19 protein-coding genes are annotated in these 22,167 nt (G+C 74.2%); 8 read left to right on the top strand and 11 right to left on the bottom strand.

The genetic code is table 11. From position 1 onward, the window contains the following. Nucleotides 1-53: 53 nt before the first annotated feature. The 5 genes from ACIPN7_RS02025 (at nt 54) to ACIPN7_RS02005 (ending at nt 4,758) form a co-directional block, all read left to right on the top strand. Entirely contained in the window at nt 54-2,252 is a 2,199-nt protein-coding gene (locus tag ACIPN7_RS02025) for a SpoIIE family protein phosphatase (RefSeq protein WP_400537472.1), read from the top strand. Nucleotides 2,253-2,324: 72 nt separating this feature from the next. Next, entirely contained in the window at nt 2,325-3,350 is a 1,026-nt protein-coding gene (locus ACIPN7_RS02020; protein ID WP_400537470.1) for a sigma-70 family RNA polymerase sigma factor, read from the top strand. Nucleotides 3,351-3,374: 24 nt separating this feature from the next. Beyond that, nucleotides 3,375-3,836, top strand: a complete 462-nt coding sequence (locus ACIPN7_RS02015) for a universal stress protein (RefSeq protein WP_377231197.1) — start codon at nt 3,375-3,377, stop codon at nt 3,834-3,836. 50 nt (nt 3,837-3,886) lie between these two features. Next, on the top strand, nt 3,887-4,354 hold the full coding sequence (locus ACIPN7_RS02010) for a fluoride efflux transporter FluC (protein ID WP_400537468.1): 468 nt from the start codon (nt 3,887-3,889) through the stop codon (nt 4,352-4,354). Between the two features lie 5 nt (nt 4,355-4,359). Then, on the top strand, nt 4,360-4,758 hold the full coding sequence (locus ACIPN7_RS02005) for a fluoride efflux transporter FluC (protein WP_400537466.1): 399 nt from the start codon (nt 4,360-4,362) through the stop codon (nt 4,756-4,758). On the opposite strand, the gene ACIPN7_RS02000 is transcribed toward ACIPN7_RS02005, so the two are convergent. Then, nucleotides 4,748-5,161 carry a hypothetical protein gene (locus tag ACIPN7_RS02000; RefSeq protein WP_400537464.1) on the bottom strand — a complete coding sequence of 138 codons (414 nt, stop codon included), beginning with the start codon at nt 5,159-5,161 and terminating at the stop codon, nt 4,748-4,750. The genes ACIPN7_RS02005 and ACIPN7_RS02000 overlap by 11 nt on opposite strands. Before the next feature lie 119 nt (nt 5,162-5,280). Here ACIPN7_RS02000 and ACIPN7_RS01995 point away from each other — a divergent pair, with 119 nt between their 5' ends. After that, a complete protein-coding gene (locus ACIPN7_RS01995) occupies nt 5,281-6,213 on the top strand; it encodes a 5'-3' exonuclease H3TH domain-containing protein (protein WP_400537462.1) in 933 nt (310 codons plus the stop codon). Here the strand turns inward: ACIPN7_RS01995 and ACIPN7_RS01990 are convergent, their stop codons facing one another. Beyond that, the gene (locus ACIPN7_RS01990) at nt 6,214-6,975 is read right to left on the bottom strand and encodes a sirohydrochlorin chelatase (RefSeq protein ID WP_400537460.1); all 762 of its coding nucleotides are present in this window, start codon (nt 6,973-6,975) and stop codon (nt 6,214-6,216) included. It lies immediately after the preceding gene. A 118-nt stretch (nt 6,976-7,093) separates the two neighbouring features. Further along, a complete protein-coding gene (locus tag ACIPN7_RS01985; protein WP_400537458.1) occupies nt 7,094-9,781 on the bottom strand; it encodes a phosphoenolpyruvate carboxylase in 2,688 nt (895 codons plus the stop codon). A gap of 95 nt (nt 9,782-9,876) precedes the next feature. Here ACIPN7_RS01985 and ACIPN7_RS01980 point away from each other — a divergent pair, with 95 nt between their 5' ends. Continuing rightward, nucleotides 9,877-10,839, top strand: coding sequence for a DNA/RNA non-specific endonuclease (locus tag ACIPN7_RS01980; protein WP_400537456.1), 963 nt, complete (start codon nt 9,877-9,879; stop codon nt 10,837-10,839). On the opposite strand, the gene ACIPN7_RS01975 is transcribed toward ACIPN7_RS01980, so the two are convergent. Further along, complete coding sequence (locus ACIPN7_RS01975) at nt 10,790-12,235, bottom strand: dihydrolipoyl dehydrogenase family protein (protein WP_400537454.1); 1,446 nt, start codon at nt 12,233-12,235, stop codon at nt 10,790-10,792. The genes ACIPN7_RS01980 and ACIPN7_RS01975 overlap by 50 nt on opposite strands. Before the next feature lies 1 nt (nt 12,236). Beyond that, nucleotides 12,237-12,800 (bottom strand): hypothetical protein, encoded by a 564-nt coding sequence (locus tag ACIPN7_RS01970; RefSeq protein WP_400537452.1) that lies wholly within the window; start codon nt 12,798-12,800, stop codon nt 12,237-12,239. 141 nt (nt 12,801-12,941) lie between these two features. On the opposite strand from ACIPN7_RS01970, the gene ACIPN7_RS01965 reads away from it, so the two are divergent. Continuing rightward, nucleotides 12,942-13,532 (top strand): TetR/AcrR family transcriptional regulator, encoded by a 591-nt coding sequence (locus ACIPN7_RS01965; protein WP_400537450.1) that lies wholly within the window; start codon nt 12,942-12,944, stop codon nt 13,530-13,532. A 12-nt stretch (nt 13,533-13,544) separates the two neighbouring features. Here ACIPN7_RS01965 and ACIPN7_RS01960 read toward each other — a convergent pair whose 3' ends face one another. The 6 genes from ACIPN7_RS01960 to ACIPN7_RS01935 form a co-directional block, all read right to left on the bottom strand. Continuing rightward, entirely contained in the window at nt 13,545-14,408 is an 864-nt protein-coding gene (locus ACIPN7_RS01960; protein WP_400537448.1) for an NAD-dependent epimerase/dehydratase family protein, read from the bottom strand. 55 nt (nt 14,409-14,463) lie between these two features. Continuing rightward, nucleotides 14,464-15,249 carry a deoxyribonuclease IV gene (locus ACIPN7_RS01955; RefSeq protein ID WP_400537446.1) on the bottom strand — a complete coding sequence of 262 codons (786 nt, stop codon included), beginning with the start codon at nt 15,247-15,249 and terminating at the stop codon, nt 14,464-14,466. A 48-nt stretch (nt 15,250-15,297) separates the two neighbouring features. Further along, nucleotides 15,298-16,974 carry a PQQ-binding-like beta-propeller repeat protein gene (locus ACIPN7_RS01950; protein ID WP_400537444.1) on the bottom strand — a complete coding sequence of 559 codons (1,677 nt, stop codon included), beginning with the start codon at nt 16,972-16,974 and terminating at the stop codon, nt 15,298-15,300. A 65-nt stretch (nt 16,975-17,039) separates the two neighbouring features. Then, nucleotides 17,040-18,722, bottom strand: coding sequence for a PQQ-binding-like beta-propeller repeat protein (locus ACIPN7_RS01945; RefSeq protein ID WP_400537442.1), 1,683 nt, complete (start codon nt 18,720-18,722; stop codon nt 17,040-17,042). A 32-nt stretch (nt 18,723-18,754) separates the two neighbouring features. Next, on the bottom strand, nt 18,755-20,470 hold the full coding sequence (locus ACIPN7_RS01940; RefSeq protein ID WP_400537440.1) for a PQQ-binding-like beta-propeller repeat protein: 1,716 nt from the start codon (nt 20,468-20,470) through the stop codon (nt 18,755-18,757). A gap of 50 nt (nt 20,471-20,520) precedes the next feature. Beyond that, a complete protein-coding gene (locus tag ACIPN7_RS01935) occupies nt 20,521-22,155 on the bottom strand; it encodes a PQQ-binding-like beta-propeller repeat protein (RefSeq protein ID WP_400537438.1) in 1,635 nt (544 codons plus the stop codon). Nucleotides 22,156-22,167 lie beyond the last annotated feature (12 nt).

Here is a 22,167-nt window from a genome sequence, read left to right as displayed (position 1 = left end):
ACACATCCGGTACATCTGTCGCGCACGCGTCCTTCTCTCGCAATACTGATGGGATGCCGACGGACCTCCAGGCGTTGCGAGACCTCGAGCACGTCGGTCTCGCTGCTCCCACAGCGGATGAGGCCTTTGACCGGTTTGCTCGCCTGGTGCGGCGGCATCTGCGGGTCCCGGCCGCCGTCGTCTACTTCGTGGTCCGGGAGGGCCAGGTCCTCGCGGGAGCGTCCGGGGTTCCGGAGCCGATGCAGTCCAACCGGCTGCTGCAGCACCCGGGCACCCTGACCAATGTCATCACGGCGCGCGGCGAGCCGGTCGTCACGGTGGACGCCCGCGCGGACCCGCTGCTGTGCGACAACTACCTGGTCCGGGAGATGGGCCTGGTCGCCCTCGCCGGCTATCCCGTCTTCGACCTGCGCGGGCGCGCCGTCGGCGCGCTGTGCGCCGTGGACGACCAGCCCCGCGAGTGGTCGCAGGACGACCTGGACTCCCTCGCCGACCTCGCCGCGGCCTGCACCGCCGAGCTGCGCCTGCGCGCCGAGCGCGAGCGCGCACGCCGCATCCAGGAGACCGCCGTGCGGGCGAACCGGCGGAGCCGGTTCCTGCTCTCCCTGAGCGAGGCCTTCGCGAACGCCAACACGATGGACCAGGTCGAGGAGGTCATCGTGGAGGTCGGCACAGCGGGGATCGGCGCGCGGTACTGCGCGTTCGCCCTCGCCGACGCCGACGGGCGGGGCATCACCTACCGGTCCCTCGTCCACGCCGAGCCGCAGTTCCCCCAGCGGCTCCGGCAGACCAAGCTCGACGAGCAGCGGCCCCTGGCCGAGGCGGCCCGCACCGCCCGGCCCCTGTTCTTCCGTTCGGCCGACGAGATGTTCACGGCGTTCCCGGGCTCGGAGGAGCTCTGCGACCCGGAGGTCGGCGCCCGCGCGTACCTGCCCGTCGTGACGGCCGGCGCCGTGGTCGCCGTCATCATGCTGGCCTGGGAGCGCGACCGCGGGCCCGACCAGGACTCCTACGCGCTCCAGACCGGGCTGGCCCACTACACGGGCCATGCGCTGGAGCGGGCCCGGCTCCTGGAGGAGCGGCGTGAGTCCGCGAAAACCCTGCAGCGGGCGATGCTCAGCCGGCTGCCCGAGGTGCCGCACCTCGACATGGCGGCGACCTACTCGCCCGCCACGCGCTCCGACCAGATCGGCGGCGACTGGTACGACGCCGTGGCGGTGGACGACGACGCGACCATGTTCATGATCGGCGACGTGACCGGCCACGACATGCGCGCCGCGGCGAAGATGGGCCAGCTCCGGTCGCTGCTGCGGGCGTTCGCGTGGAGCCACGACGAGTCGCCGTCGGCCCTGCTGTCGCTGCTGGACAAGGCCAACTCCGGGCTGGGGCTGCTCGCCAGCGGGACCGCCGTGGTGGCCCGCCTGGAGCGGGTCGCCGGCGCGTACCAGCTCACCTGGTCCACCGCCGGGCACCCGCCGCCGCTCGTGCTCCGCGAGGACGGCACGGTCGAGCGTCTCTCGGTGCTCCCGGACATGATGCTCGGCGTGCGGCCCACGTCGAAGCGCACCGACCACGTCACGACGCTGCGCCCCGGCGACACGCTCCTGCTGTACACGGACGGCCTTGCCGAGCAGCGCGGCACCACCCCCGACCAGTGGCTGAACCGCCTGCAGAAGACGCTCGGCGCGCTCGGCGACACGGCCACCGCGGCGCTGCCCGTCACCCTCGTGCGCCGCCTCGCGTCGGACGACCAGCGGGACGACGTCGCCGTGCTCGCCGTACGGGTGCGGGCGGCGGCGCCGTCGGGCCCGCCGTCGCCCGGACGCCCCGCCACGGCGGAGCGCAAGCTCGCCCCGTCGCTGCTCGACGTCGGCCCGGCGCGCATCTGGGTCGACGACGTGCTGGAGAGCTGCGGCGTGCCGATGCCGCTGCGCCGCACGGTGATGCTGCTGACGTCGGAGATCCTGACCAACGCCGTCGACCACGGGCAGGCACCGTTCACCGCCACGGTCGAGGTGGACCTGGACCGGCTACGGGTGGGGGTGCGCGACTCGTCGACCGTGCAGCCCGAGCTGCGGGACCCGGCGGTCACCGAGTTCGGCGGTCGCGGCGTGCAGTTCCTCGAGCGGCTCGCGTCCCGGTGGGGCGTGGACCGGCACGGCGGGGCGCCGCGCCCGAGCCACCGGCACGGCCCGCCGCGCGAGGGCCGGCGGACGGGCAAGACGGTCTGGTTCGAGCTCGACCTCGGGTGAACTTGGGCCCAGGGCTTCGGCCACGGTCGAATCCACGAGAGCGTGTCAGTGGCTCCGCGTACGGTGTGAGCTATGGCACAGACAGCGTCACGACCCACGCAGAGCACCGGTGAGGACCTGGCCGGGGCCGAGCTCTCCGCTCAGCTCGAGGTGTACCGCCGCGAGCTGACCGGATACTGCTACCGCCTGCTGGGCGGCACCTTCGACGCCGACGACGCCGTGCAGGAGACCCTGCTGCGCGCGTGGCGTTCGTACGACCGGTTCGAGGGCCGTTCCTCGCTCCGCACGTGGCTGTACCGGATCGCCACCAACGTCTGCTTCGACCAGCTCGGTTCGAGCCGCGCCAAGCGGGAGCGTCCGATGGGCCTCGGCGCAGCGGCCGACCCGGTCGAGGAGAGCCTGACGATGGTGCTGCCCGAGTACGCGTGGGTGGAGCCGGTCCCGACCGAGCACGTGCTCCCCGGCGCGAGCGACCCCGCGGACACCGCCGTCGCGCGGGAGTCGGTGCGGCTCGCGTTCGTCGCAGCGCTGCAGCACCTGCCGGCCAAGCAGCGGGCCGTGCTGATCCTGCGCGAGGTGCTGCGCTGGCCCGCCGCCGAGGTGGCCACACTGCTCGACACCTCGGTGGCATCGGTGAACAGCGCGCTCCAGCGGGCGCGGGCCACGCTCGCCGACAAGGCCCCCGACCGGTCCGGCACCTCGGAGCTGCCGGAGCATGCCGCCTCGGCCGACGAGACCGAGCTCCTGGAGCGCTACGTCGCGGCGTTCGAGCGCTACGACATGACCGCGCTGGCCAACCTGCTGCGCGAGGACGCGGTGATGAACATGCCGCCGTACGCGATGTGGCTGGAGGGCATCGAGAACATCCAGGCGTGGATGACCGGGCCCGGCAACGGGTGCGAGGGCTCGCGCTGCATGCCGATCCACGTCAACGGCACCCCGGGGTTCGCCCAGTACCGGGCGGACCCGAAGGGCGGCCACTACCCGTGGGGGATCGTGGTGCTGGAGAACGACGGCAAGCACATCACCGGCATCACCACCTTCATCGACACGGAGAAGTGGTTCCCCCGATTCGGCCTGCCGGACCACCTCGATTAGGAGATTGGCCATACCCTCGTCAGGGTGACTGTGCGATCCGTGGTGGTCGGCGTTGACCACAAGCACCCGGACCTGGCTCGGCGGGCAGCGTCGCTCGTCCAGTCGCTGGGTGGAAGCCTGATCGAGCTCGTGTGCGTGTGGGTCGACGAGACAGCGGTCTCGAACTCCCGGGGATTCACCGTGTCGGTGGATCCGGACATCGCCGTGCCCTCCGACGCGTACGGGGCCGACGTCCTGGCCGGGCTGAACCGGGCCATGGCCGACGTCGGCCTCCCCTGGTGCGCGCGGCGCGGAGCTGGCGACCCGGCGGCCGAGCTGGGCCGGGTGGCCGACGAGGTGGGGGCGGCGATGATCGTCGTCGGCGCCCACCGCTCGGGCCTGCGCGGCTGGACCACCAGCCTCGTGAGCGGCACCGTGGCGGGGCGGCTCATCCACAACCAGTCGCGCCCCGTCCTGGTGCTCCCCGAGACGATGTCGGCCCCGTGAGCGGTAGGTTCGTCCCAGACCTTTCGAGCCTCCACGAGGGAACACACCGCGTGACACGAGCACCGCACCGCGACTGGCGGTACGTCGGCCTGGTCGCGCTGGGTGGCGCGGGCGGTTCGGTCGCACGGTATCTCGTCGGCAGGTGGTCCGGGATCCTGCTGACCCCCCTGACCATCCTGTTCCCGGACGCGGGCCACACGATCCTCTGGTTCCCGGTCGGGACCCTCGTCGTGAACCTCGTGGGCGCGTTCGCCCTGGGCTACCTCCTGGAGGCCCTCACCCGCCGCGGCCGCGAGACCGTCCGGCGCCGCAAGATCCGCCTCGGGATCGGCACGGGCATCCTCGGCGGGTTCACCACCTACTCCGCGCTCGCCCTGGAGGTCCAGACACTGGTCGGCCAGGGGATGCCGTGGCTCGCGCTGCTGTACGTGACGCTCACCCTTGTGGGCGGCACGGCGACGTGCCTCGGCGGGATCGCGCTGGCGGCACGCGCCGACCGGCGCCGGAAGGGCAGGTGACGGCGGTGCTCCCGCTGCTCCTCGTGGCCGTCGGCGGCGGCCTGGGCGCCGCCGCCCGGTTCGTGGTCGACGGCGAGGTCCGGACCCGGCACAACGGCGGGTTCCCGTGGGGCACGTTCGTGGTGAACGTGACCGGCTCGTTCCTGATCGGCGTCTTCTCGACCCTGTTCTCCACGCTCACCTGGTACGGAGCGTCCGCCGACGTCGCGCAGCTGGTGCAGTTCTCCCTGGTCACGGGCCTGTGCGGCGGGTACACGACGTTCTCCACGGCCACCGTCGAGTCCGTGCGCCTGGCGCAGTCCGGCCGCCTGCGGCTCGCCCTGGCGAACACCCTGGGCACGCTGCTGGTGACGGTGCTCGCGGCGACCGCCGGGGTGGCCGTCGGCGGTGTGCTCACACCTTGACGTCGCTCACCGGTACGTCGCCGGGGTTGAGCGCGCTGAGGAAGAGCTCCGCCAGCAGCACCCACTCCTCGAGCGGCCGACGGCCGACGAAGCGCGCCGCCTCCACCGGCGTACGGTTCACCAGCGCGATGTCGACGACGTACGAGTCGCCGCTCTCCCGCCAGACGACCGCGGCGTTCGTCCGCCGGGCCGATCCGTTGATCCCGGCCCGGAGCTCGTTCTCCGGCTTCTGGACCCGCTCGATCAACGGGTAGTCCCCGCTGTGCTCCCAGCCCGACCACGCGTGGCTCAGGGCACGCTCGAGGTCCGCCTTCGTGGAGGTCACCCGCGTCGCGCCGACCGCCGCCATCCCGAGGCCGAGGCCCTCGATGACCTCGGTCACCTGCTGTTCTTTGCTCGCCATGGTCGGACACTACGGGCACACCGGGCCAGAACCGACCTGTGGCGCGTATTTAAGCCGCATTCGTCCCTCGTTCTCGCTCGACAGCCCGCTTGTCGGTGGTGCGTGGCAGGCTTCGCAGCATGAGCCTCCTGCTCCTCGACTCCGCCTCGCTGTACTTCCGCGCGTTCTTCGGCGTGCCCGACTCCCTGCGCGCGCCCAGCGGCGTGCCCGTGAACGCCGTCCGCGGCCTGCTGGACACCATCGCGTGGCTCGCCACGACGCACGGTCCCGACCGCATGGTCGCGTGCTGGGACGACGACTGGCGGCCCGCCTTCCGCGTCGAGGCGATCCCGAGCTACAAGGCGCACCGCGTCGCGCGGGAGGTGCCGGGCACCACGGGCATCGAGGAGGTGCCCGAGGCACTGCTCGCGCAGGTTCCGGTCATCAAGGACGTGCTGGCGGCACTCGGCATCGCGCGCGTCGGCGTACCCGGCTACGAGGCCGACGACGTCATCGGCACCCTGACCGCCCGGGCGGTCGAGCAGGGCGCCGGGCCGGTGGACATCGTCACGGGCGACCGCGACCTGTTCCAGCTCGTCGACGACGCCGCCGGGGTGCGCGTGCTGTACCCCGCGCGCGGCATCCGGGACCCCGACGTGGTGGACGAGGAGCGGCTGGCCGGGAAGTACGGCGTCGCCTCGGGACAGGCCTACGCCGACATGGCGACGCTCCGGGGCGACCCGAGCGACGGCCTGCCGGGCGTGCCCGGGGTCGGCGAGAAGACCGCGGCCAAGCTGCTCGCCCAGTACGGCACGCTCGCGGGGATCCTCGCGGCGCGGGACGCCGGCCACAAGGGACTCACCACCACGCAGCGCCGTCGCCTGCTGGAGGCTGACGAGTACCTGAAGGTCGCGCCCGTCGTGGTACAGGTGGCACGGGACGCTCCCCTGCCCGCGTTCGACCCGACGGTCCCGAAGGCGCCCGCCGACCCGGAGGCGCTGGAGGCACTCACCGCGCAGTGGGGCCTGCGCTCCAGCGTCGACCGCGTCCGGACGGCATTCGGCTGGGCGTGATCAGGCGCTGACGGCCGCGTCGTAGCGGTCCAGCACCACCTGGACCAGTCGCGGGTCGGGCTTGTCGGCCCCGGCCGGGCCGGCGACCGGGTCGGTCACGACGTCGGCGCCCGCCTCCAGCACCCGGTCCAGGAAGTAACCGGGGGCGAGCAGGTAGGAGACGACGATCACGCGTCCGGCGGTCGCCGCGCGGGCGGCGGCCACCGCGTCCGGGACGCGCGGCTCGGCGCCCGCGCCGTACGACGGTGTGACCGGGCGGCCCAGGCGCTGGGCCAGCCCGCTGGCCACCTCCTCGACCGCCGTCGCCGCGGCCGCCACCGAGGACCCGGCGGCGGCGAGGACCACCGCGTCGTCCGGCCGGAACGGGCCGTGCGCCGCCTCGGCGGCGGCGTACCGGTCGGCCAGGATGTCGACCAGCAACGGATGCGGGCCGAGGGGCTCGGCCGCCACGGCACTGCCCTCGGCGGTCGCGTTGACGGCCGACACGGCCTGCGCGATGTCGTGCCGCACGTGATACCCCGTCGACAGCAGCACCGGCACGACCACGGCGGACGGCCCGGCCGAGCCCTCGCGAACGCCGGCCGCGTCGCGCACCGCCTCGGCGAGCACGTCGCCGACCTCCGGCTGCTGCACGTCCACGAACGCCTCGCGGACGTCGAGCCCGGGCCGGGCGACGCGGACGCCGTCGAGCAGCGCGCGCACGGCCGCCTGGCCCGCGGGGTCGTCGGTCCCGTGGGACGTGCCGATCAAGGTCGCGCTCATGGTCTCTCCCTGTGGTTCTCACACATCACGGGCCGTGCTGACTTCGGTCGGTTGCCCCGAGACCGGTCAATCGACCGACCGATCTCGAAGCAACCGACCGAACTCGCACCCCGGGGGGTCACCCCGTGTTCTGCAGGCCCGCCGAGACACCGTTGACCGTGAGCAGCAGCAGGTGCTGCAGCCGGCCGGCGTAGTCGCCGTCCACCGCGGAGCCGCCGTCGGACCCGGTGCGCAGCCCGCGCAGCGCGCGGACCTGCAGCAACGAGAGGGCGTCGACGTAGGGCGACCGGAGCTGGACGGCGCGGCCGAGCACCCGCTTGGACGCCAGCGGCCACTCGTTGCCGCTGATCTTCAGCACCCACTCCCGGGTGAGGCGCAGCTCGTCGAGCACCATCTCGGCGAGGTCGTCGCGCGAGCCCAGCGCCAGGTACTGCGCGGCGATCCGCTCGTCGGTCTTGGCGAGCGACATCTCGACGTTGTCGAGCATGGTCGCGAACAGCGGCCACTCGGCACGCGCCGCGCGCAGCAGCTCGACGTCACCGGCCGTGGCCAGCGCCGTGCCCAGGCCGAACCAGCCGGCGAGGTTGATACGGGCCTGCGACCAGGAGAAGACCCAGGGGATGGCGCGCAGGTCGTCGAGCGAGTTCACCGAGAGGCCGCGCTTGGCGGGGCGCGACCCGATGGGCAGCAGCCCGACCTCCTCCAGGGGCGTGACCTGCGCGAACCACTGCGGGAACCCGTCGGCCTTCACGAGCTCGTGGAACCTGGCGCGGGAGGTCGCGTCGAGGGACTCGGCGAGCCCTGCGAACTTGGCCGTCGCGCTCTCGTTGACCGCCTCGACGGACGGCGCGGAGGCCAGCAGGGTCGCCGCGGCGACCTGCTCGATGTGCCGGGACGCGATCACCGGGTCGCCGTAGCGGGCCAGGATGACCTCGCCCTGCTCGGTCAGCTTGAACCGGCCGTCCACCGAGTGCGGCGGCTGCGCGAGCACGGCGCGGTTGGCCGGGCCGCCGCCGCGGCCGAGCGCACCGCCACGGCCGTGGAACAGGGTGAGCTTCAGGTCGTTGGACCGCGCCCACTCCGCAATGCGCGACTGCGCGTCGTGCAGCGCGAGCGTGGCCGCCACCGGGCCCACGTCCTTGGACGAGTCCGAGTAGCCGAGCATGACCTCGACGCGGCGGCCGTTCTCAGCCAGGCGCTTCTGCACCGCGGGCAGCGTCAGCATCGAGTCCAGGATCGGCACCGAGTTCTGCAGGTCCGCGAAGGTCTCGAACAGCGGGATGGCGTCGATCACGGGTGCGCCGTCCGGGTCGTCCGCGAAGGCGTACGACGCCAGCTCGTAGACGGCGGCGAGGTGCTCCGGCGCCTGCGTGAACGAGACGATGTAGCGACGAGCGGCCCGCTCGCCGAACCGGCTCTGGATGGCGCCGAGGGCCCGGTAGGTGTCCAGCACCTCACGGGTGCGGTCGCCGAGCGCGCCGTCGACCCCGAGCTCGCGGATCTCGGCGAGCGCCGCGGCGTGCACCTGCGAGTGCTGCCGCACCTCGAGCTCCGCCAGGTGGAACCCGAAGGTCTGCACCTGCCAGACCAGCCGCTGCAGGTCGCCGTACGCGGCACGCGCCGCGCCGGTCGCCACCAGCGAGTCCTGCACCACGAGCAGGTCCGCCTCGAGCTGCTCCGCGTTCGCGTACGCGAGGTCGGCGTCGCGGGTGCGGGTCGCGGCGATGCGCTCCGCGATCGCCAGCATGACCGCACGGTGCGGCTCGTTCGGCGACGCCTCCTCGGAGCGCCGGGCCATCTCCTCGGAGATGAGCCGGATGCGCCGCCAGAGCGCGTTCAGGTCCGACGACGGCGTGGTGCCCTCGGCGTCGAGCGTCAGCTTGCGCCCGGTCTCGACCGCGAGGCTCTCGAGTGCCGCGAGGGCGTGCTCGGCGGCCAGGCCCGCGGCCTGCCGGGTGACCTCCGCGGTGACGTTCGGGTTGCCGTCGCGGTCGCCGCCGATCCAGGTCCCGAGCTTCACGAACGGCTTGGCCACGGGGGCCACGCGGCCGGCGTCCTCGGCCAGGAGCCAGTCGTCGAGCCGCCGGTACACGTCGCCGAACACGTCCACGAGCACGGCGTCGAACACGCCCATGACCGTCTTGACCTCGTCGATCACGGACGGCTTGCTGGTCCGCACGGGCGCGGTGCGCCACATGGTGTCGATCTCGGCGAGGATGCGCCGCTCGTTCTCCGCGAGGGTCACGCCGCCGAGCCGGCGGATGTCCCGCTCGGCCAGGAGGTCCGAGATGCGGCGGATGGTCCCGCTGATGGCCCGACGGCGGGCTTCGGTCGGGTGCGCGGTGAGCACCGGTCGGAACTCCAGCTCGCCGAGCCGGCGCAGCGCCTCGTCCCGGCCCACCTCCTCGGTGAGCCGTGCGAAGGCCGCGGGGATCGTGTCCTCCAGGACGGCCGGGCCGGTCGTCGTCTCGGCCTCGCGGGCGCGCAGCACGCGCACCCGGTGGTACTCCTCCGCGAGGTTCGCGAGGTGGAAGTAGCAGGTGAACGCACGGGCGACCTGCTCGGCGCGCTCCACGGAGAAGGACGCCACGACGTCGGCGGCCTCGTCCAGCGCGTGCGGCGACGGGTCACCGTAGGCGCGGATCGTCAGCTCGCGGAGACGTTCGACGTCGTCCAGCAGGTCCTGCCCCCCGTCCTCGCGGAGAATCCTGCCGAGAAGGCCGCCGAGCAGGCGCACGTCCTCGCGCAGCGGGTCAGGTACCTCGTGCCGGGCGTTGCCGCGGACGGTCTGAGTTGATTCACTCACGGGCTAGAGCCTAGGACGAGATTGCCTTCCGGCGTCCACCTCGTCCGATTGTTGGTCTGGTCATGACCTGGCTCACTCTGGTTGGCTGTCGGCCTGTGACCGGATATGACGCACAGTTCCTCGGCTTCGGCGTCCCGCTCCCCGTCTCCCCGGTCGGGCTGCGTGTGCTCGACTACACCCACTTCTCCGTGCTGCTCGACCCGGTCCGCCGGCTCGCCGCGGCCACGGCCTGCACCATCGACGGCGCCACGCTCCAGGCGCTGCGCCGTTCGGGCCGCTGGCGCCTGGACTCCCGCGTGCCGAGCGGTGAGCAGGCCGGCAGCGAGCTCTACGCGGGCAACCCGCTGGACCGCGGCCACCTCGTGCGCCGTCTCGACCCCGTCTGGGGTGACGCCGAGACGGCCGCGCGGGCCAACCACGACACGTTCACCTACACCAACGCGGCGCCGCAGGTGAACCGGTTCAACCAGTCCAAGGAGCTCTGGAACGGGCTGGAGGACCACGTGCTCCGGTACGCCGCGGCCCACGACCACCGCCTGGCGGTCCACACCGGTCCCGTCTTCGCCGCCGACGACCCGCCGTACCGCGGGGTCCGCCTCCCGCGCCTGTTCTGGAAGGTCGTCGCCTGGGTGGACCCGGCCGGTGCGCCAGGCCTGCCCGCCCCCGCCGGTGCCGCGCCCGCCGCGCTGCGGGCGACGGCGTTCGTGCTGGACCAGACGCCCCAGCTCGACGACGCCCGCCTGTACGAGATCACCGCCCAGGCCCTGGCCAGGGACGAGATCCCGCCGCTCGGCCCGTTCCGCACCTACCAGGTGCCGGTGCGCGACGTCGCGGCGCTGACGCGGCTGGACCTCGGCCCCCTGGCCGGCGCGGACGTGCTCGCGGTGCCGCCCGTGGAGCCGGCCGGCACGCGACCCACGGACATCACGATCCACCGGCTCCCGCGGGCACGGGCGTGGTCGGAGATCCGGGCCCCCGACCAGATCGTCCTGCCCGGCCGCGTCCCGCCTACGCCGACCGCCCGTAGGTCTCGAGGAGCCGGAGCCACACCTCGCTGACGGTGGGGTAGGCGGGCACGGCGTGCCACAGCCGGTCGATCGGCACCTCGGCGGTGATCGCGATCGTCGCCGCGTGGAGCAGCTCGGCCACGTCGGGGCCCACGGCGGTGAACCCGACGATCACCTTGCGGTCCTCGTCGACGACCATGGCGGCCCGGCCGGTGTACCCGTCGGCGTGCAGCGAGGCGCCGGCGACGGCGCCCAGGTCGTACTCGACGGAGCGCACGCGCAGCCCCGCGGCCTCGGCGGAGGCGGCGGTGTGGCCGACGCTCGCGATCTCGGGGTCGGTGAAGATCACCTGCGGCACGGCGCGCTCGTCGGCCGTGGCGGCGTGCCGGCCCCAGGGTGCGACGTCGACGGGCGTGCCGTTGGCGCGGGCGGCGATGGCGTCGCCCACGGCCCGGGCCTGGTACTTGCCCTGGTGCGTCAGGAGCGCGCGGCGGTTGACGTCGCCGGCGGCGTAGAGCCAGCCGTCGCCGACCGGTACGCCGTCGCCGCCGAGCACCCGCAGGGAGTCGTCGACCGTCAGCCAGTCCCCGGGGGTGAGCCCGACGTTCTCCAGGCCGATCGAGTCCGTACTGGGCCGGCGGCCGGTCGCGACCAGCACCTCGTCGGCGGTGAGGTTCGTGCCGTCCGCGAGCGCGACGTGCACCGTGCCCTGGTCGTCACGCCGGACGTCCACGGGCTGGGTGCGCAGGTGCAGCGCCACGCCCTGCGCCTTGAGCGCCTCGGCCACGAGCTCGCTCGCGAACGACTCCACGCTGGGGAGCAGCCCGTCGCGGGCGATCATCGTGACCTGCGCCCCGAGGGCGGCGAACGCGGTGGCCATCTCGGTTCCCACGACGCCGCCGCCGATGACCGCGAGCCGTGCGGGGACGGCCTGCGCGGACGCGGCCTCGCGGCTGGTCCACGGCGCGGCGTCGGCCAGCCCGGGGATCGGCGGGAGGACGGCGCTGCTGCCGGTCGCGACGACCACGGCGTGGCGCGCCGTGAGCACGGTCGTGCCGCCGTCGGCGTCCGTCACCTCGACGGTACGGGTGGCACTGATCCGACCGGCACCGCGGAACAGCGAGATCCCGGCGCTCTGCAGCCAGTCGACCTGGCCGTCGTCGTGCCAGTGCGCCGCGAACGCGTCGCGACGTGCGAACACGGCGGCGGGGTCCAGCTCACCGGTCACGGCGGCACCGGCGCCCGGCAGGCTCCGGGCCGCGCGCAGCGCGGCGGCGTCGCGCAGGAGCGCCTTGGTGGGCATGCACGCCCAGTAGGAGCACTCCCCGCCCACGAGCTCGCGCTCCACGATCGCGGCGGTCAGGCCTCCCTGGACCACGCGGTCGGCGACGTTCTCGCCCACGGGTCCGGCACCGATGACGACGACGTCGAAGGTGTTCTCGGTCATGTCAGCTCTCCTTCTTGATGACGCGGCCCAGGCGCAACGCCGAGACCAGGAAGAAGATTCCGCCGAGCGTGGCGTACCCCGCCAGCGAGGTCAGGGCCGCGTTCGGACCGCCGGCCATCATGAAGAAGCCGGTACCGGCGAGCACCGAGATGCCGCCGCTGAGGATCATCGCCCACTGGCCGCCGAGCTTGTAGCGCCGGATCGCGACGATGAGCTGCACGAGGCCGGCGGTGATCGCCCAGACGCCCCAGACCCGCAGCACGGCGGGGATGCCGGAGGTGACCGCGACGCCCAGGCCGATGGCCGTCGCCAGGCTCAGCACCATGTTGAAGTACAGGCCCACCGTCGGGCGCGCGGCCGTCGAGGACCGGAGGTCGGTCACGGCCGCCGCGACGTCGAACAGCGGGTAGAGCACCAGCAGGCCGATCGTGACCGGGCCCAGGCTCCCCCCGACGACGAACAGCAGGGCTGCCCAGACGATCGCGAAGCCGAACCGGACGAAGTACAGGTTCCGCAGCGCGCGGGCCGTGGCAACGGCCGACGTTGATTCCACGGTGGTGGACATGTGAGTTCCCCTCGGTAGCGGCCGGGCGGGAATCAATCCGCCCGGCCATTTGTCTAGGTAGACTTACTAGTACCTCTACCTAGCGAGACAGTACACATCCCCGGGCGTCGAGCGCAAGGGGAACGGCGAAAGGGGCCTCGTATGATCACGACCGTGCGCGGATCGATGTCGGACCGCCTGATCGAGGCGGCGAACGAGCTCTTCTACGCGCACGGCCTGCGTGCCGTGAGCGTGGACAAGGTGATCGAGCGCGCCGGCACCACGAAGGTGACGTTCTACCGGCACTTCCAGAGCAAGGACGACCTCGTGGTCGCCTACCTGGAGCACCGGGCGGCGCGGGAGCGCGCCGGCGTGGACGCGGCCATCGCCCACGGCGACGGCGACGTCGACGTCACACTGAGCCTGATGGCCGGGCACACCGGGGCCATGGCGTGCGAACCCGACTTCCGCGGGTGCCCGTTCATCAACGCCGCGGCCGAGTACCCCGATCCCGACAGTCCCGTCCGCAAGATCGTCGACGAGCACCGCGGGTGGTGGGTGCGTGCGTTCGAGCGGCTCGTCGCCCCGCTAGGGCTCGCCGAGCCGGCCGCGGTCGCGGAGGACCTGATGCTGCTCCGCGACGGCGTCATGGTCGCGGGCTACCTCGGCGACCCGTCGCGGGTCGGCGCCTCGTTCCTGCGGAGCTGCCGGGCCGTCGTCGGCAGCGCGCCCCGCGCGGCCGCCGGGGCGTAGCAGCCGCCGGCGTCAGACCTCGTCCTGCCAGCGGTGCCGCGGCGCGTAGCCCAGGACCCGGCGGGCCTTGTCGATGCTCAGCAGCGTCTCGTGCCCCTGCAGCGGACGGCGGACCGGCACGTCGGGGAACTGCTCGGCCACCAGGTCCGCCGAGTCCCGCTCCATCACCGTGTCGTCGTTGGCGATCACGAACGCCTCGAACCCGGTGAAGTCAGCCTCCAGCGCGCGGCGCACCGCCTGCGCCCCGTCGCGCCCGTCGATGTAGCCCCACAGGTTCCAGCGCCGGGCCGCGGCGTCGTCCTGCCAGGACGGGAAGCGGGCGTAGTCCTCGGGGCGCATCACGTTGGAGAACCGCAGCGCGGCCACCTTCAGCTCCGGGTCCCAGCGCGTGAAGTGCCGGGCCATCTCCTCCTCGAGCGACTTGCCGAGCGAGTAGGTGGACTGCGGCAGCACGTCGTACTCCTCGTCCACCGGGATGTACGGCGGCGGCACGTCGAACGGCAGGCCCAGCACGGTCTCGGAGGAGGCCGTCACGACGTTCCGGACGCCCAGCACCTGGGCGGCCCGCAGCACGTTGTACGTGCTCGGCACGTTGTTGCGGAAGGTCGCGGCGTTGGTGGCCAGGCCGGGCGCGGGGATCGCGGACAGGTGCACGACGGCGTCGGCCGCCCGGCCCTCGTCCACGCCGGACAGGAGCTCGACGACCTGGCCCAGCTCGGTCAGGTCCGCGACCGTGAAGTCACCGGGGCTGCCCTGCGGGGGCGCCACGCGGTCGGTCGCGACCACGTCGTACCCGGAGTCCACCAGGTGCTCCACCACGAACCGGCCGAGCTTGCCGCTCGCGCCCGTGACCACTACCCGCTGCGTCGTCGCCATGCGTCCGATCCTGCCAGGTCGCCCCGGCACGCTCGACCACCGGGAGCCGGACGGGTCAGGCCAGGCGCTCCCGCAGCCACGCGATGTCGGGGGCCATGTCGCCCTTGGTCTCGCAGATGACGGGGGCGCCCGCGGCGGCGACCACGCCCACCAGCAGCTCCTCGGGGATCAGGCCCCGGCCGAAGTTGATGTGCCGGTCCGCGCCCGACCCGGCGTCGTCGCGCGAGTCGTTGGCGTGCACCAGGTCGATGCGGCCCGTGATCGCGCGGACCTGGTCGGCGGCCGTCGCGAGGTCGATGCCCCCGGCCCACGCGTGGCAGGTGTCGAGCGTGAAGCCGACGGCGTCCCCCCCGTTCGCGGCGGTCACCGCCGCCCAGAGCTGCTCGATGCGCTCCAGCCGGCGGGCCATCGAGTAGTCGCCGCCCGCGGTGTTCTCGATGAGCACCGGGACGTCGGTCTCCAGCGCGTCGACGGCCTTGCGCCAGTTGTCGAAGCCCTTGGCCGGCTCGTCGTCCGCGGTGACGTGCCCGCCGTGCACCACGACGCCCTTGGCGCCGATCGCGGCCGCCCCGTCCATGATCTGCTGCAGCAGCTTGCGGCTCGGGATCCGGATGCGGTTGTTGGTCGACGCCACGTTGATCACGTACGGCGCGTGCACGTAGAGGTCCACGTCGGCCGCCGCGGCGTCGGCCTTGAGCGCCTCCGCGCCGCCCTCGTACGGCAGGTCCGGGACCTTCCAGGCCTGCGGGTCGCTGAGGAACACCTGCACCGCGTCCGCGTCGAGCGCCTTGGCCGCCCCGATCGCGTCGGCCAGGTCAACGTGCGCGCCGATTCTCACCATGGGCCCACCCTAGGACGGCTCACCGACATCCGGCGGCGGCAGCGCGGATCAGCCCAACCGCCGGACCCCGTCCAGCGAGACCTCCAGCAGGTTCCCGTCCACCGCGAGCAGCATCGTCTCCGGCTTCGGGGTGAGGAGGTGCGACGAGGTCCCGTCCCAGACCAGCTCACCCGAGGCCACGTCGAGCGACACGAGCCCCTGGTCGCCGCTCCCGCTCTCCAGGAGCAGCAGGAGCGACTGCCCGTCGGTGAAGGCCTGGGACACGTAGCTGCTCTCGTACGACCAGTCGTACAGGCCGCCCTGCGTGCGCCACGTCCAGCGGACCGCGCCGGTGTCGAGGTCCAGCCCGCGCACGCCCCCGGTCCAGGTCGTGGTCACCACCGTCCGGTCCACCTGGGCGAGGAACTGGGCCGTGCCGTCCCGTACCGCGACGTCCCAGCGCTGCGTCCCGTCCGCCGCGTACGACCGCAGGCGCCCCCCGGGCGGTTCGGTCGAGAGGAGCGTGGCCGCACGCGGGTCGTCCGTGGTCCCCGGGCGGTTCAGGGTCCCGGCGACCTTCCGGACCGCCTCGCCGTCCGCGGAGTAGAGCGCGCTGTCCATCCTGCCGGCGTACCGCTGGGTGATCGTCTGCGCGACGTACCCGCCCGTGTCGAGGCCGACCACCGACGCGAACCCCGGCACGCCCTCCATCATCAGCAGGGCGCCGTCCGCGGTGACGCCGGCCCGGAAGCCGCACCCCCACACCTGGACGAGCCCCGGCTCGATCCGCGCGCCGAACCCCTCGGGGTCGAGGTGCGCGCCGGACCGGACGATGTCGTCCCTCCGGTCCCAGGGCAGGAGGGGCCCGGCGCGGCAGCCCTCGGCCGCCATCGCCCGGAAGGGGACGACAACGCTCCAGCGCTCCGCACCCGTCAGCGCGTCCTCGGCGCGCAGAAGCAGGTCCCGGCCCGCCGCGACCGTCCCGCTGCACTCCCCCTCGTCCGGACACTGGGCGCCGCTTCCGTCCACCGGCTCGGGCCCGATCCGCCGGGCGCGCAGCACGGTCCCCTCGGGGCCGGGCCGGGCGGACCCGTACCGCTGCTCGTCCCCGGCGTCGAGGGTGCGCGGTGCGGAGGGCACGCCGTCGGGCCCCACGGTGAAGACCTCGCGTCCGGCCCCGGAACCCTGGAGGCAGACCAGGACGTCGGTCGCCACCTCCGACCAGCCCAGGTAACCGGTCGGCCCGCAGTCCGGGTCGTCGCCGAGCGGTACGGTCCACCCCTCCTCGCCCGTGGCCGCGCGCAGGGCCAGCAGCCCGCCGTCGGACTCGAACGCGAGGAAGGGGCCGAGGGCGGCGACCTGGTTGCCCTCACCCCGCACGAACGCCCGGCGTGAGCCGACGGCGCCGCTCCACGCCCACACCTCGTCCAGCGGTGCGGACACGTCCACGACGCCACCGCGCACGGACCTGATCTGCTCGGCCCGCGCAGCGTCGCGCATGCCGTCGACGACGAGCCCCGTGCCCAGCACCGCAGCGACCACGACGGCGCCCACGAGCGTGCGCCGCCGCCGGACGGCGGCACGCTCCGGGTCGCCCGTCGGCCGCGGTCCGCCGGCCCCGGGGCCGCCCCCTTCCTCGGCCTCGGCCTCGGCCTCGGCCGACGGCGGGGTGGGCGACGCGGTCCGGCGTCCCTCGTCGTCGACCAGGTCGAAGACGACGGCGTCGTCGTCCGCGTGACGAGCCATACCACCGAGCGTATGCCGCACGGGCCGTCCGCTCACCCAGAGCGCGGGCCGCCAGCGACTCCCGGTCAGCCCAGGCCGCGGACGCCCGACGGCGTGACCTCCAGCAGATGCCCGTCCACGGCCACGAGCGACGTGTCGAACCCCTGGTAGATGCCGCCGGTGACCGCCGCGTCGCCGTGCTGCTCCCAGACGACCTCGCCCGACGCCGCGTCGAGCGCCACCAGGCCCGCGCCGCCGGAGCCGTTCTCGGTGAGCAGCAGCACCGACTCGCCGTCCGTGAACGTGCGGGACACGAAGAGGTCCTCGAGGTACCGGCCGTCGGCGTCGTCCGTGGCGTCCCACACCCAGCGCGTCTCGCCGGTCGCGGCGTCCAGGCCCCGCACGTCCCCGGCCCCGGTCATGACGAGCATCGTCCCGGCCACCTGGGCGAGGAAGAGCTGGCCGCCGGCGCGCGTCGTGGCATCCCAGCGGGGCGTCCCGTCGGTCTCGTAGGCCCGCAGCCGCGGGCCGGCCGTGTCCATGGCCAGCAGCACGCCGGGCCCCTCGCCGTCCGTCACCCCCGGCTCCAGCGCGTGCCCCTCGATCTCGCCGACGACGGCGCCGTCGCCGTCGTACAGGACCGTCCGCACCATGCCCTCGAAGGTGAACTCGGTGTACCCGCCCGAGACGAGGCTGCTCACACCGCCCGTCCCCGGCTCGATGTCCGTGCCGAGCGGCACCCCGCCCGGGGTGACGGCCGTCTCGATGCCGCAGCCGTAGAGCTGCACGAGGTCGGCGCCGATCCGCGCGCCGAAGACCCGCGGGTCGATCATCTGCGCGAGGTCCACGGCGTTGCCCGCGCCGTCCCAGGACGAGCCGAGCCAGTTGTTGCACTGGTCGGCCCGGGTCGGCCGGAAGGGCACGACCGTGCTCCAGCGCTCGGCGCCCGTGCCGGCGTCCTCGGCGCGGAGCGCGAGGCCCTGGCCGCCCACCACCGTGCCGGAGCACTCGCCCGTGTCCGTGCACCGCGCGTCGCCGAGGTCCACGGCCGACCCGGGACCCGCCCGCCGCGCGCGCAGCACGGTGCCGTCCGGGCCGGGCCGGGGCAGCCCGAACCGGTCGGTGTCCGCGGCCGGGAGCTCCCGCCGGGCCGAGACGACGCCGTCGGGCCCGACCGTCGTGGCCGCCCGGTCCGCACCGGAGCCCTCCAGGCACACCAGCGACGGGGTGGTCGTCCGGGCCCAGCCCGCAGCCCCGAACGGGCCGCAGTCCGGGTCCTCCCCGAGCGGCACGGTCCACGCCTCCTCGCCCGTCGCCGGGCGCAGCGCGACGAGCTCGCCGTCGGACTCGAACACCAGGACGTCGCCGAGCACGGCCACCTCGTTGCCGCGCCCCTCGTCGATCGCCGTCCGGGACCCGACGAGGCCCTCCCACCGCCACGTCTCCGCCAGCGGGACGGACACGTCCGCGACCCCGCCGCTGACGTCGCGCATCCGCTCGATCCGCGCCCCGTCCCGCGCGCCCTCGACGGCAAGGCCCGTCCCGAGCACGACGGCGAGCACCGCGGCGACCGGCACGAGGACCCGGAGCCTGCCGCTCGGCGCGCCCGACGGCGGCCACGGGCCGCCCGGGTCGGGTCCGGCGCCGCCCTCGTCGTCCGGAGAGCGCTGATCGTCGGGGTCGGACCGGGTGACCGGCACCCCGGACCCCGCGGCGTCGTCGACCAGGTCGAAGACGAGCCGACCGCCCTCGCCCGGTTCTCGCGCCATGGAGTCGAGGGTATGCCGGAGCCGCCTCCGGCTCACCCGAGACCGCGGACGCCGACCGACCCGACCTCCATCAGGTGCCCGTCCACCGCGATCAGGTCGCCGGTGACACCCTGCCGGACCACGTCACCGTCGTGCGGGTCGAGCGTGGTGCCCGGCCCGCCCCCGGCCTCGTCCCAGACCACCTCGCCCGTGCCCGCGTCGAGCGCCACCATGCCCCGCGCCACGCTGCCGTTCCCCTCGGCCAGCAGGAGCACGACCTCGCCGTCGGTGAACGCCTGGGCCACGTAGGCGGTGCCGAAGTAGCCGCCCTCGGCCGTCACGTCGGGGTCCGAGCCGTCCCAGGTCCACCGCTCCTCGCCGGTCGCCAGGTCCAGGCCCCGGACCGTCCCCGCCCCGGTGGTGATCACCGCCGTCTCGCCCACCTGGGCGAGGAACTCCTGCCCGCCGGACTGGAGCGCGATGTCCCAGCGCGCGGTCCCGTCGGCCTCGTGGGCCGACAGGCGTCGCCGCGGCTCGTCGATCGCGAGCAGGGTGGCCGGGCCGGCCTCGTCCGTGGACCTCGGGTCGATCACGTACCCGCTGATCTCGCCCGTGGTCGCGCCGTCGGCGTCGTACAGGAGCGTGCGTGTCACGTCGTCCCAGGTCATCCCGAGGTATCCACCCGAGTCGAGCCGGCCCACGACGCTCGAACCCGGTTCGAGGCGGCTGCCCAGCAGCACCCCGGACGACGTGACCGCGGCCTGGACGCCGCAGCCCTCCACGTTCACGAGGTCCGCAAGGACGCGGGCGCCGAAGGCCTCGGGGGCGAGCTGCCCGCTGAGGTGGATGCGGTTCTCCGAGCTGCCCCAGGCCGCGCTGAACGTGCTGGTGCACCGCCCCGCCTCCGTGGCGTGGAACGGCACGGTCACGCTCCAGCGCTCCTCGCCCGTGACGGCGTCCTCGGCACGGAGCACCAGGTCCCGTCCGTCGACGATCTGCCCGGTGCAGTCGCCCGACTCGTCGCACCGGACGTCCTCGCCCAGCGGCGTCTCGGGCCCGACGCGCAGCGCGCGCAGCACCGTCCCGTCCGGCCCGGTGTGCGGCTGCCCGTACCGGGCGGTGTCCGCTGCGGGGAGCAGGCGCGGGGCCGACGTCGCGCCGCCGGGCCGCACCACGACCACCTCGGTCTCGCGGCCGCGCTCCTGGAGGCACACGAGCGCCGGCGTCCGCGGGTCGTCCCACACCGGCGACACCGTGGGGCCGCACTCCGGGCCCGCGCCGAGCTCGACGGTCCAGGACTCCTCGCCCGTGGCCGGGTCCAGCGCGACCAGCTCGCCCTCCGACTCGAACACCAGGTCGCCGCCGAGCACCGCGACGTCGGTCATGCCCTCGCCGAGGTCGACCTTGCCCTGCCAGGCCCAGGTCTCGTGGAGGGGCGCCGACAGGTCCGCGACGCCCCCGGGGACGTCGCGCATCCGCTCCATCCGGGCGGCGTCGCGCGCGCCGTCGACCGCCACGCCCGTGCCCAGCGCCACCGCCAGCAGCGCCAGGAGCGGCGCCGCGCGGCGCCACGTCACGACCTGGCCGCCCGACGGCGCAGGCCCGCCCGCCCAGGCGCCGGCGCCGTCCGCACCGGCCCGGCCGTCGGCGGGCTCCTGACCGTCCGTGCCGCCCGCCGGGGTCGCGCCCAGCAGCACGCCCGGCTCGGCCGCGTCGTCGTCGACCAGGTCGAAGACGTACGCAGCGCCCTCGTCCGGGTCGTGCGCCATGCGGCGAGCGTAACTCCGCCCGATGCCTCGGATCAGCCCCTCGCGGAAGGTCAGCCCAGGCCGGCCAGGCCCTCCGGGCCGACCTCCACGACGTGCCCGTCCACGGCGACGGCAGAACCCGCGAGCGGCGCGTCCCAGACCTGCTCGCCCGTGCCCAGGTCGAGTGCCACGAGGAGGCCCGAGCCAGAGCCCACCTGTCGCAGATGCTCCAGGACCACGGTCTCGCCGTCGGTCAGCGCCCGGTAGCGGGACATGCCTGCCATGTCCCCGCTCTCCCAGGACCAGACCTGCTCGCCCGTGTCCCGGGCCAGCCCGACCACCCGGGAACCGCGGTCCGCGACCACCACGTCGCGGCCGACGAGCAGGACGCTCTGGCTGTTCAGATCCTTCCAGGCCACCGAGCCGTCCTCGCGCACCGCCACGAACCCGTGGCCGCCCGACCGGGTCGTCACGAACCAGAGGTCGTCGGGAGCGTCGGGGGACACGTTCCCGCCCCGCAGCCAGCCGTCCAGGGTGCGCTGAACCTTCCCCGCACCGTCCACGACGACGGTCCGCATGGGGTCGTACTCGACGGCGAAGAGGTCCGGGCCGAGCTCGGTCACCCAGCCGCGCGTGGGCATGCCGGTGCCGGCGTCGATCTCGACCTCGGCACCGGCGTCGCTCGCGAGGTCGAGCCGGACGCCCCGCATCGACAGCGCGCCCCAGATGCCGCAGCCGTCCACGGTGACGCTCGCGGCGCTGGTGTAGACGGTGACCTGGTCCGCGTCGACGCTCCCCTGCTCGAACTCGTTGCCCACCCGCTGACAGTTGATCGTGTCCGCGGGCGCGAACTCGACGGTGCTCGTCCAGCGCTCGTCCCCGCTCACGGCGTCCTCCGCGACGACCCGGACGTCGCGCCCCTCGGTGAGCACGGACGGCGTGCAGGCGCCCAGGTCGCACACCACCTCCTCGGCGGCGGTACCGGTCCGGACCACGCGCACCGCCGTGCCGTCCGGCCCGGGGAAGATCTGCTCGCCGTCCGCCAGGTCCGCCGCCCGGGTCCGCGTGCCGCCGTCCGCCGCGATGGTCAGCACCTCGCGCGCGTCCGCCGGACCCTGCACGCACACCAGCTCGTCGGCCGACACCGACGCGTCGTAGCCGGACGGCCCGCACACGGGGTTCCCGCCCAGGGGCACGCGCCAGGCGACCTCGCCCGAACCCGGGTTCACGGCCACGACGTCCTCGAACCCGACCGGGGCAGGGTTGATGGCCCCGGTGCCGACGTCCTGGACAACACCGCGCGTCGTACCCGGGGGCACCACGAGCAGCCCGTCCATGGTCAAGAGCTGCTGCTGGTCCATGAACAGCTGGTCCCCGTCGGGGGCGGCGACATCGAACGGCACGGTCCAGGCCTTCGCGGGCGGGTCGTCGAGCGACGCCACCCCGATCGGCGAGGTGCGCATCAGCTCGGCCCGCCGGTGGTCGCGCACCAGGTCGACGGCAGTGACGCCCAGCACCACGACGGCGACGGCCGCGGCGGCGACCAGCCAGGTGCGCCGCGGCACGCGGGGCAGCCGGGGCAACCGGTGCGGACGCCGGCCGGAGGAGCCGCCCGGGCCCGCGTCGCCGTGGTCGGTGCCCCCGTCCGGCCCGGAGCGCTCGACCAGCTCGAAGACGATGGGTTCCTGCTGGTCAGGACGCGACATGGCCGGAGCCTA

It is taken from the genome of Promicromonospora sp. NPDC090134 (genome assembly GCF_044746965.1).
Taxonomy (GTDB): Bacteria; Actinomycetota; Actinomycetes; order Actinomycetales; family Cellulomonadaceae; genus Promicromonospora.
This window is presented reverse-complemented; position numbering and strand designations above follow the sequence as displayed.

Coding starts and splice junctions, on each gene's coding strand:
- ACIPN7_RS02025 (WP_400537472.1), top strand. CDS start 54: ATGCCGACGGACCTCCAGGCGTTGCGAGACCTCGAGCACGTCGGTCTC.
- ACIPN7_RS02020 (WP_400537470.1), top strand. CDS start 2,325: ATGGCACAGACAGCGTCACGACCCACGCAGAGCACCGGTGAGGACCTG.
- ACIPN7_RS02000 (WP_400537464.1), bottom strand. CDS start 5,161: ATGGCGAGCAAAGAACAGCAGGTGACCGAGGTCATCGAGGGCCTCGGC.
- ACIPN7_RS01995 (WP_400537462.1), top strand. CDS start 5,281: ATGAGCCTCCTGCTCCTCGACTCCGCCTCGCTGTACTTCCGCGCGTTC.
- ACIPN7_RS01990 (WP_400537460.1), bottom strand. CDS start 6,975: ATGAGCGCGACCTTGATCGGCACGTCCCACGGGACCGACGACCCCGCG.
- ACIPN7_RS01975 (WP_400537454.1), bottom strand. CDS start 12,235: ATGACCGAGAACACCTTCGACGTCGTCGTCATCGGTGCCGGACCCGTG.
- ACIPN7_RS01970 (WP_400537452.1), bottom strand. CDS start 12,800: ATGTCCACCACCGTGGAATCAACGTCGGCCGTTGCCACGGCCCGCGCG.
- ACIPN7_RS01965 (WP_400537450.1), top strand. CDS start 12,942: ATGATCACGACCGTGCGCGGATCGATGTCGGACCGCCTGATCGAGGCG.
- ACIPN7_RS01960 (WP_400537448.1), bottom strand. CDS start 14,408: ATGGCGACGACGCAGCGGGTAGTGGTCACGGGCGCGAGCGGCAAGCTC.
- ACIPN7_RS01955 (WP_400537446.1), bottom strand. CDS start 15,249: ATGGTGAGAATCGGCGCGCACGTTGACCTGGCCGACGCGATCGGGGCG.
- ACIPN7_RS01950 (WP_400537444.1), bottom strand. CDS start 16,974: ATGGCTCGTCACGCGGACGACGACGCCGTCGTCTTCGACCTGGTCGAC.
- ACIPN7_RS01945 (WP_400537442.1), bottom strand. CDS start 18,722: ATGGCGCGAGAACCGGGCGAGGGCGGTCGGCTCGTCTTCGACCTGGTC.
- ACIPN7_RS01940 (WP_400537440.1), bottom strand. CDS start 20,470: ATGGCGCACGACCCGGACGAGGGCGCTGCGTACGTCTTCGACCTGGTC.
- ACIPN7_RS01935 (WP_400537438.1), bottom strand. CDS start 22,155: ATGTCGCGTCCTGACCAGCAGGAACCCATCGTCTTCGAGCTGGTCGAG.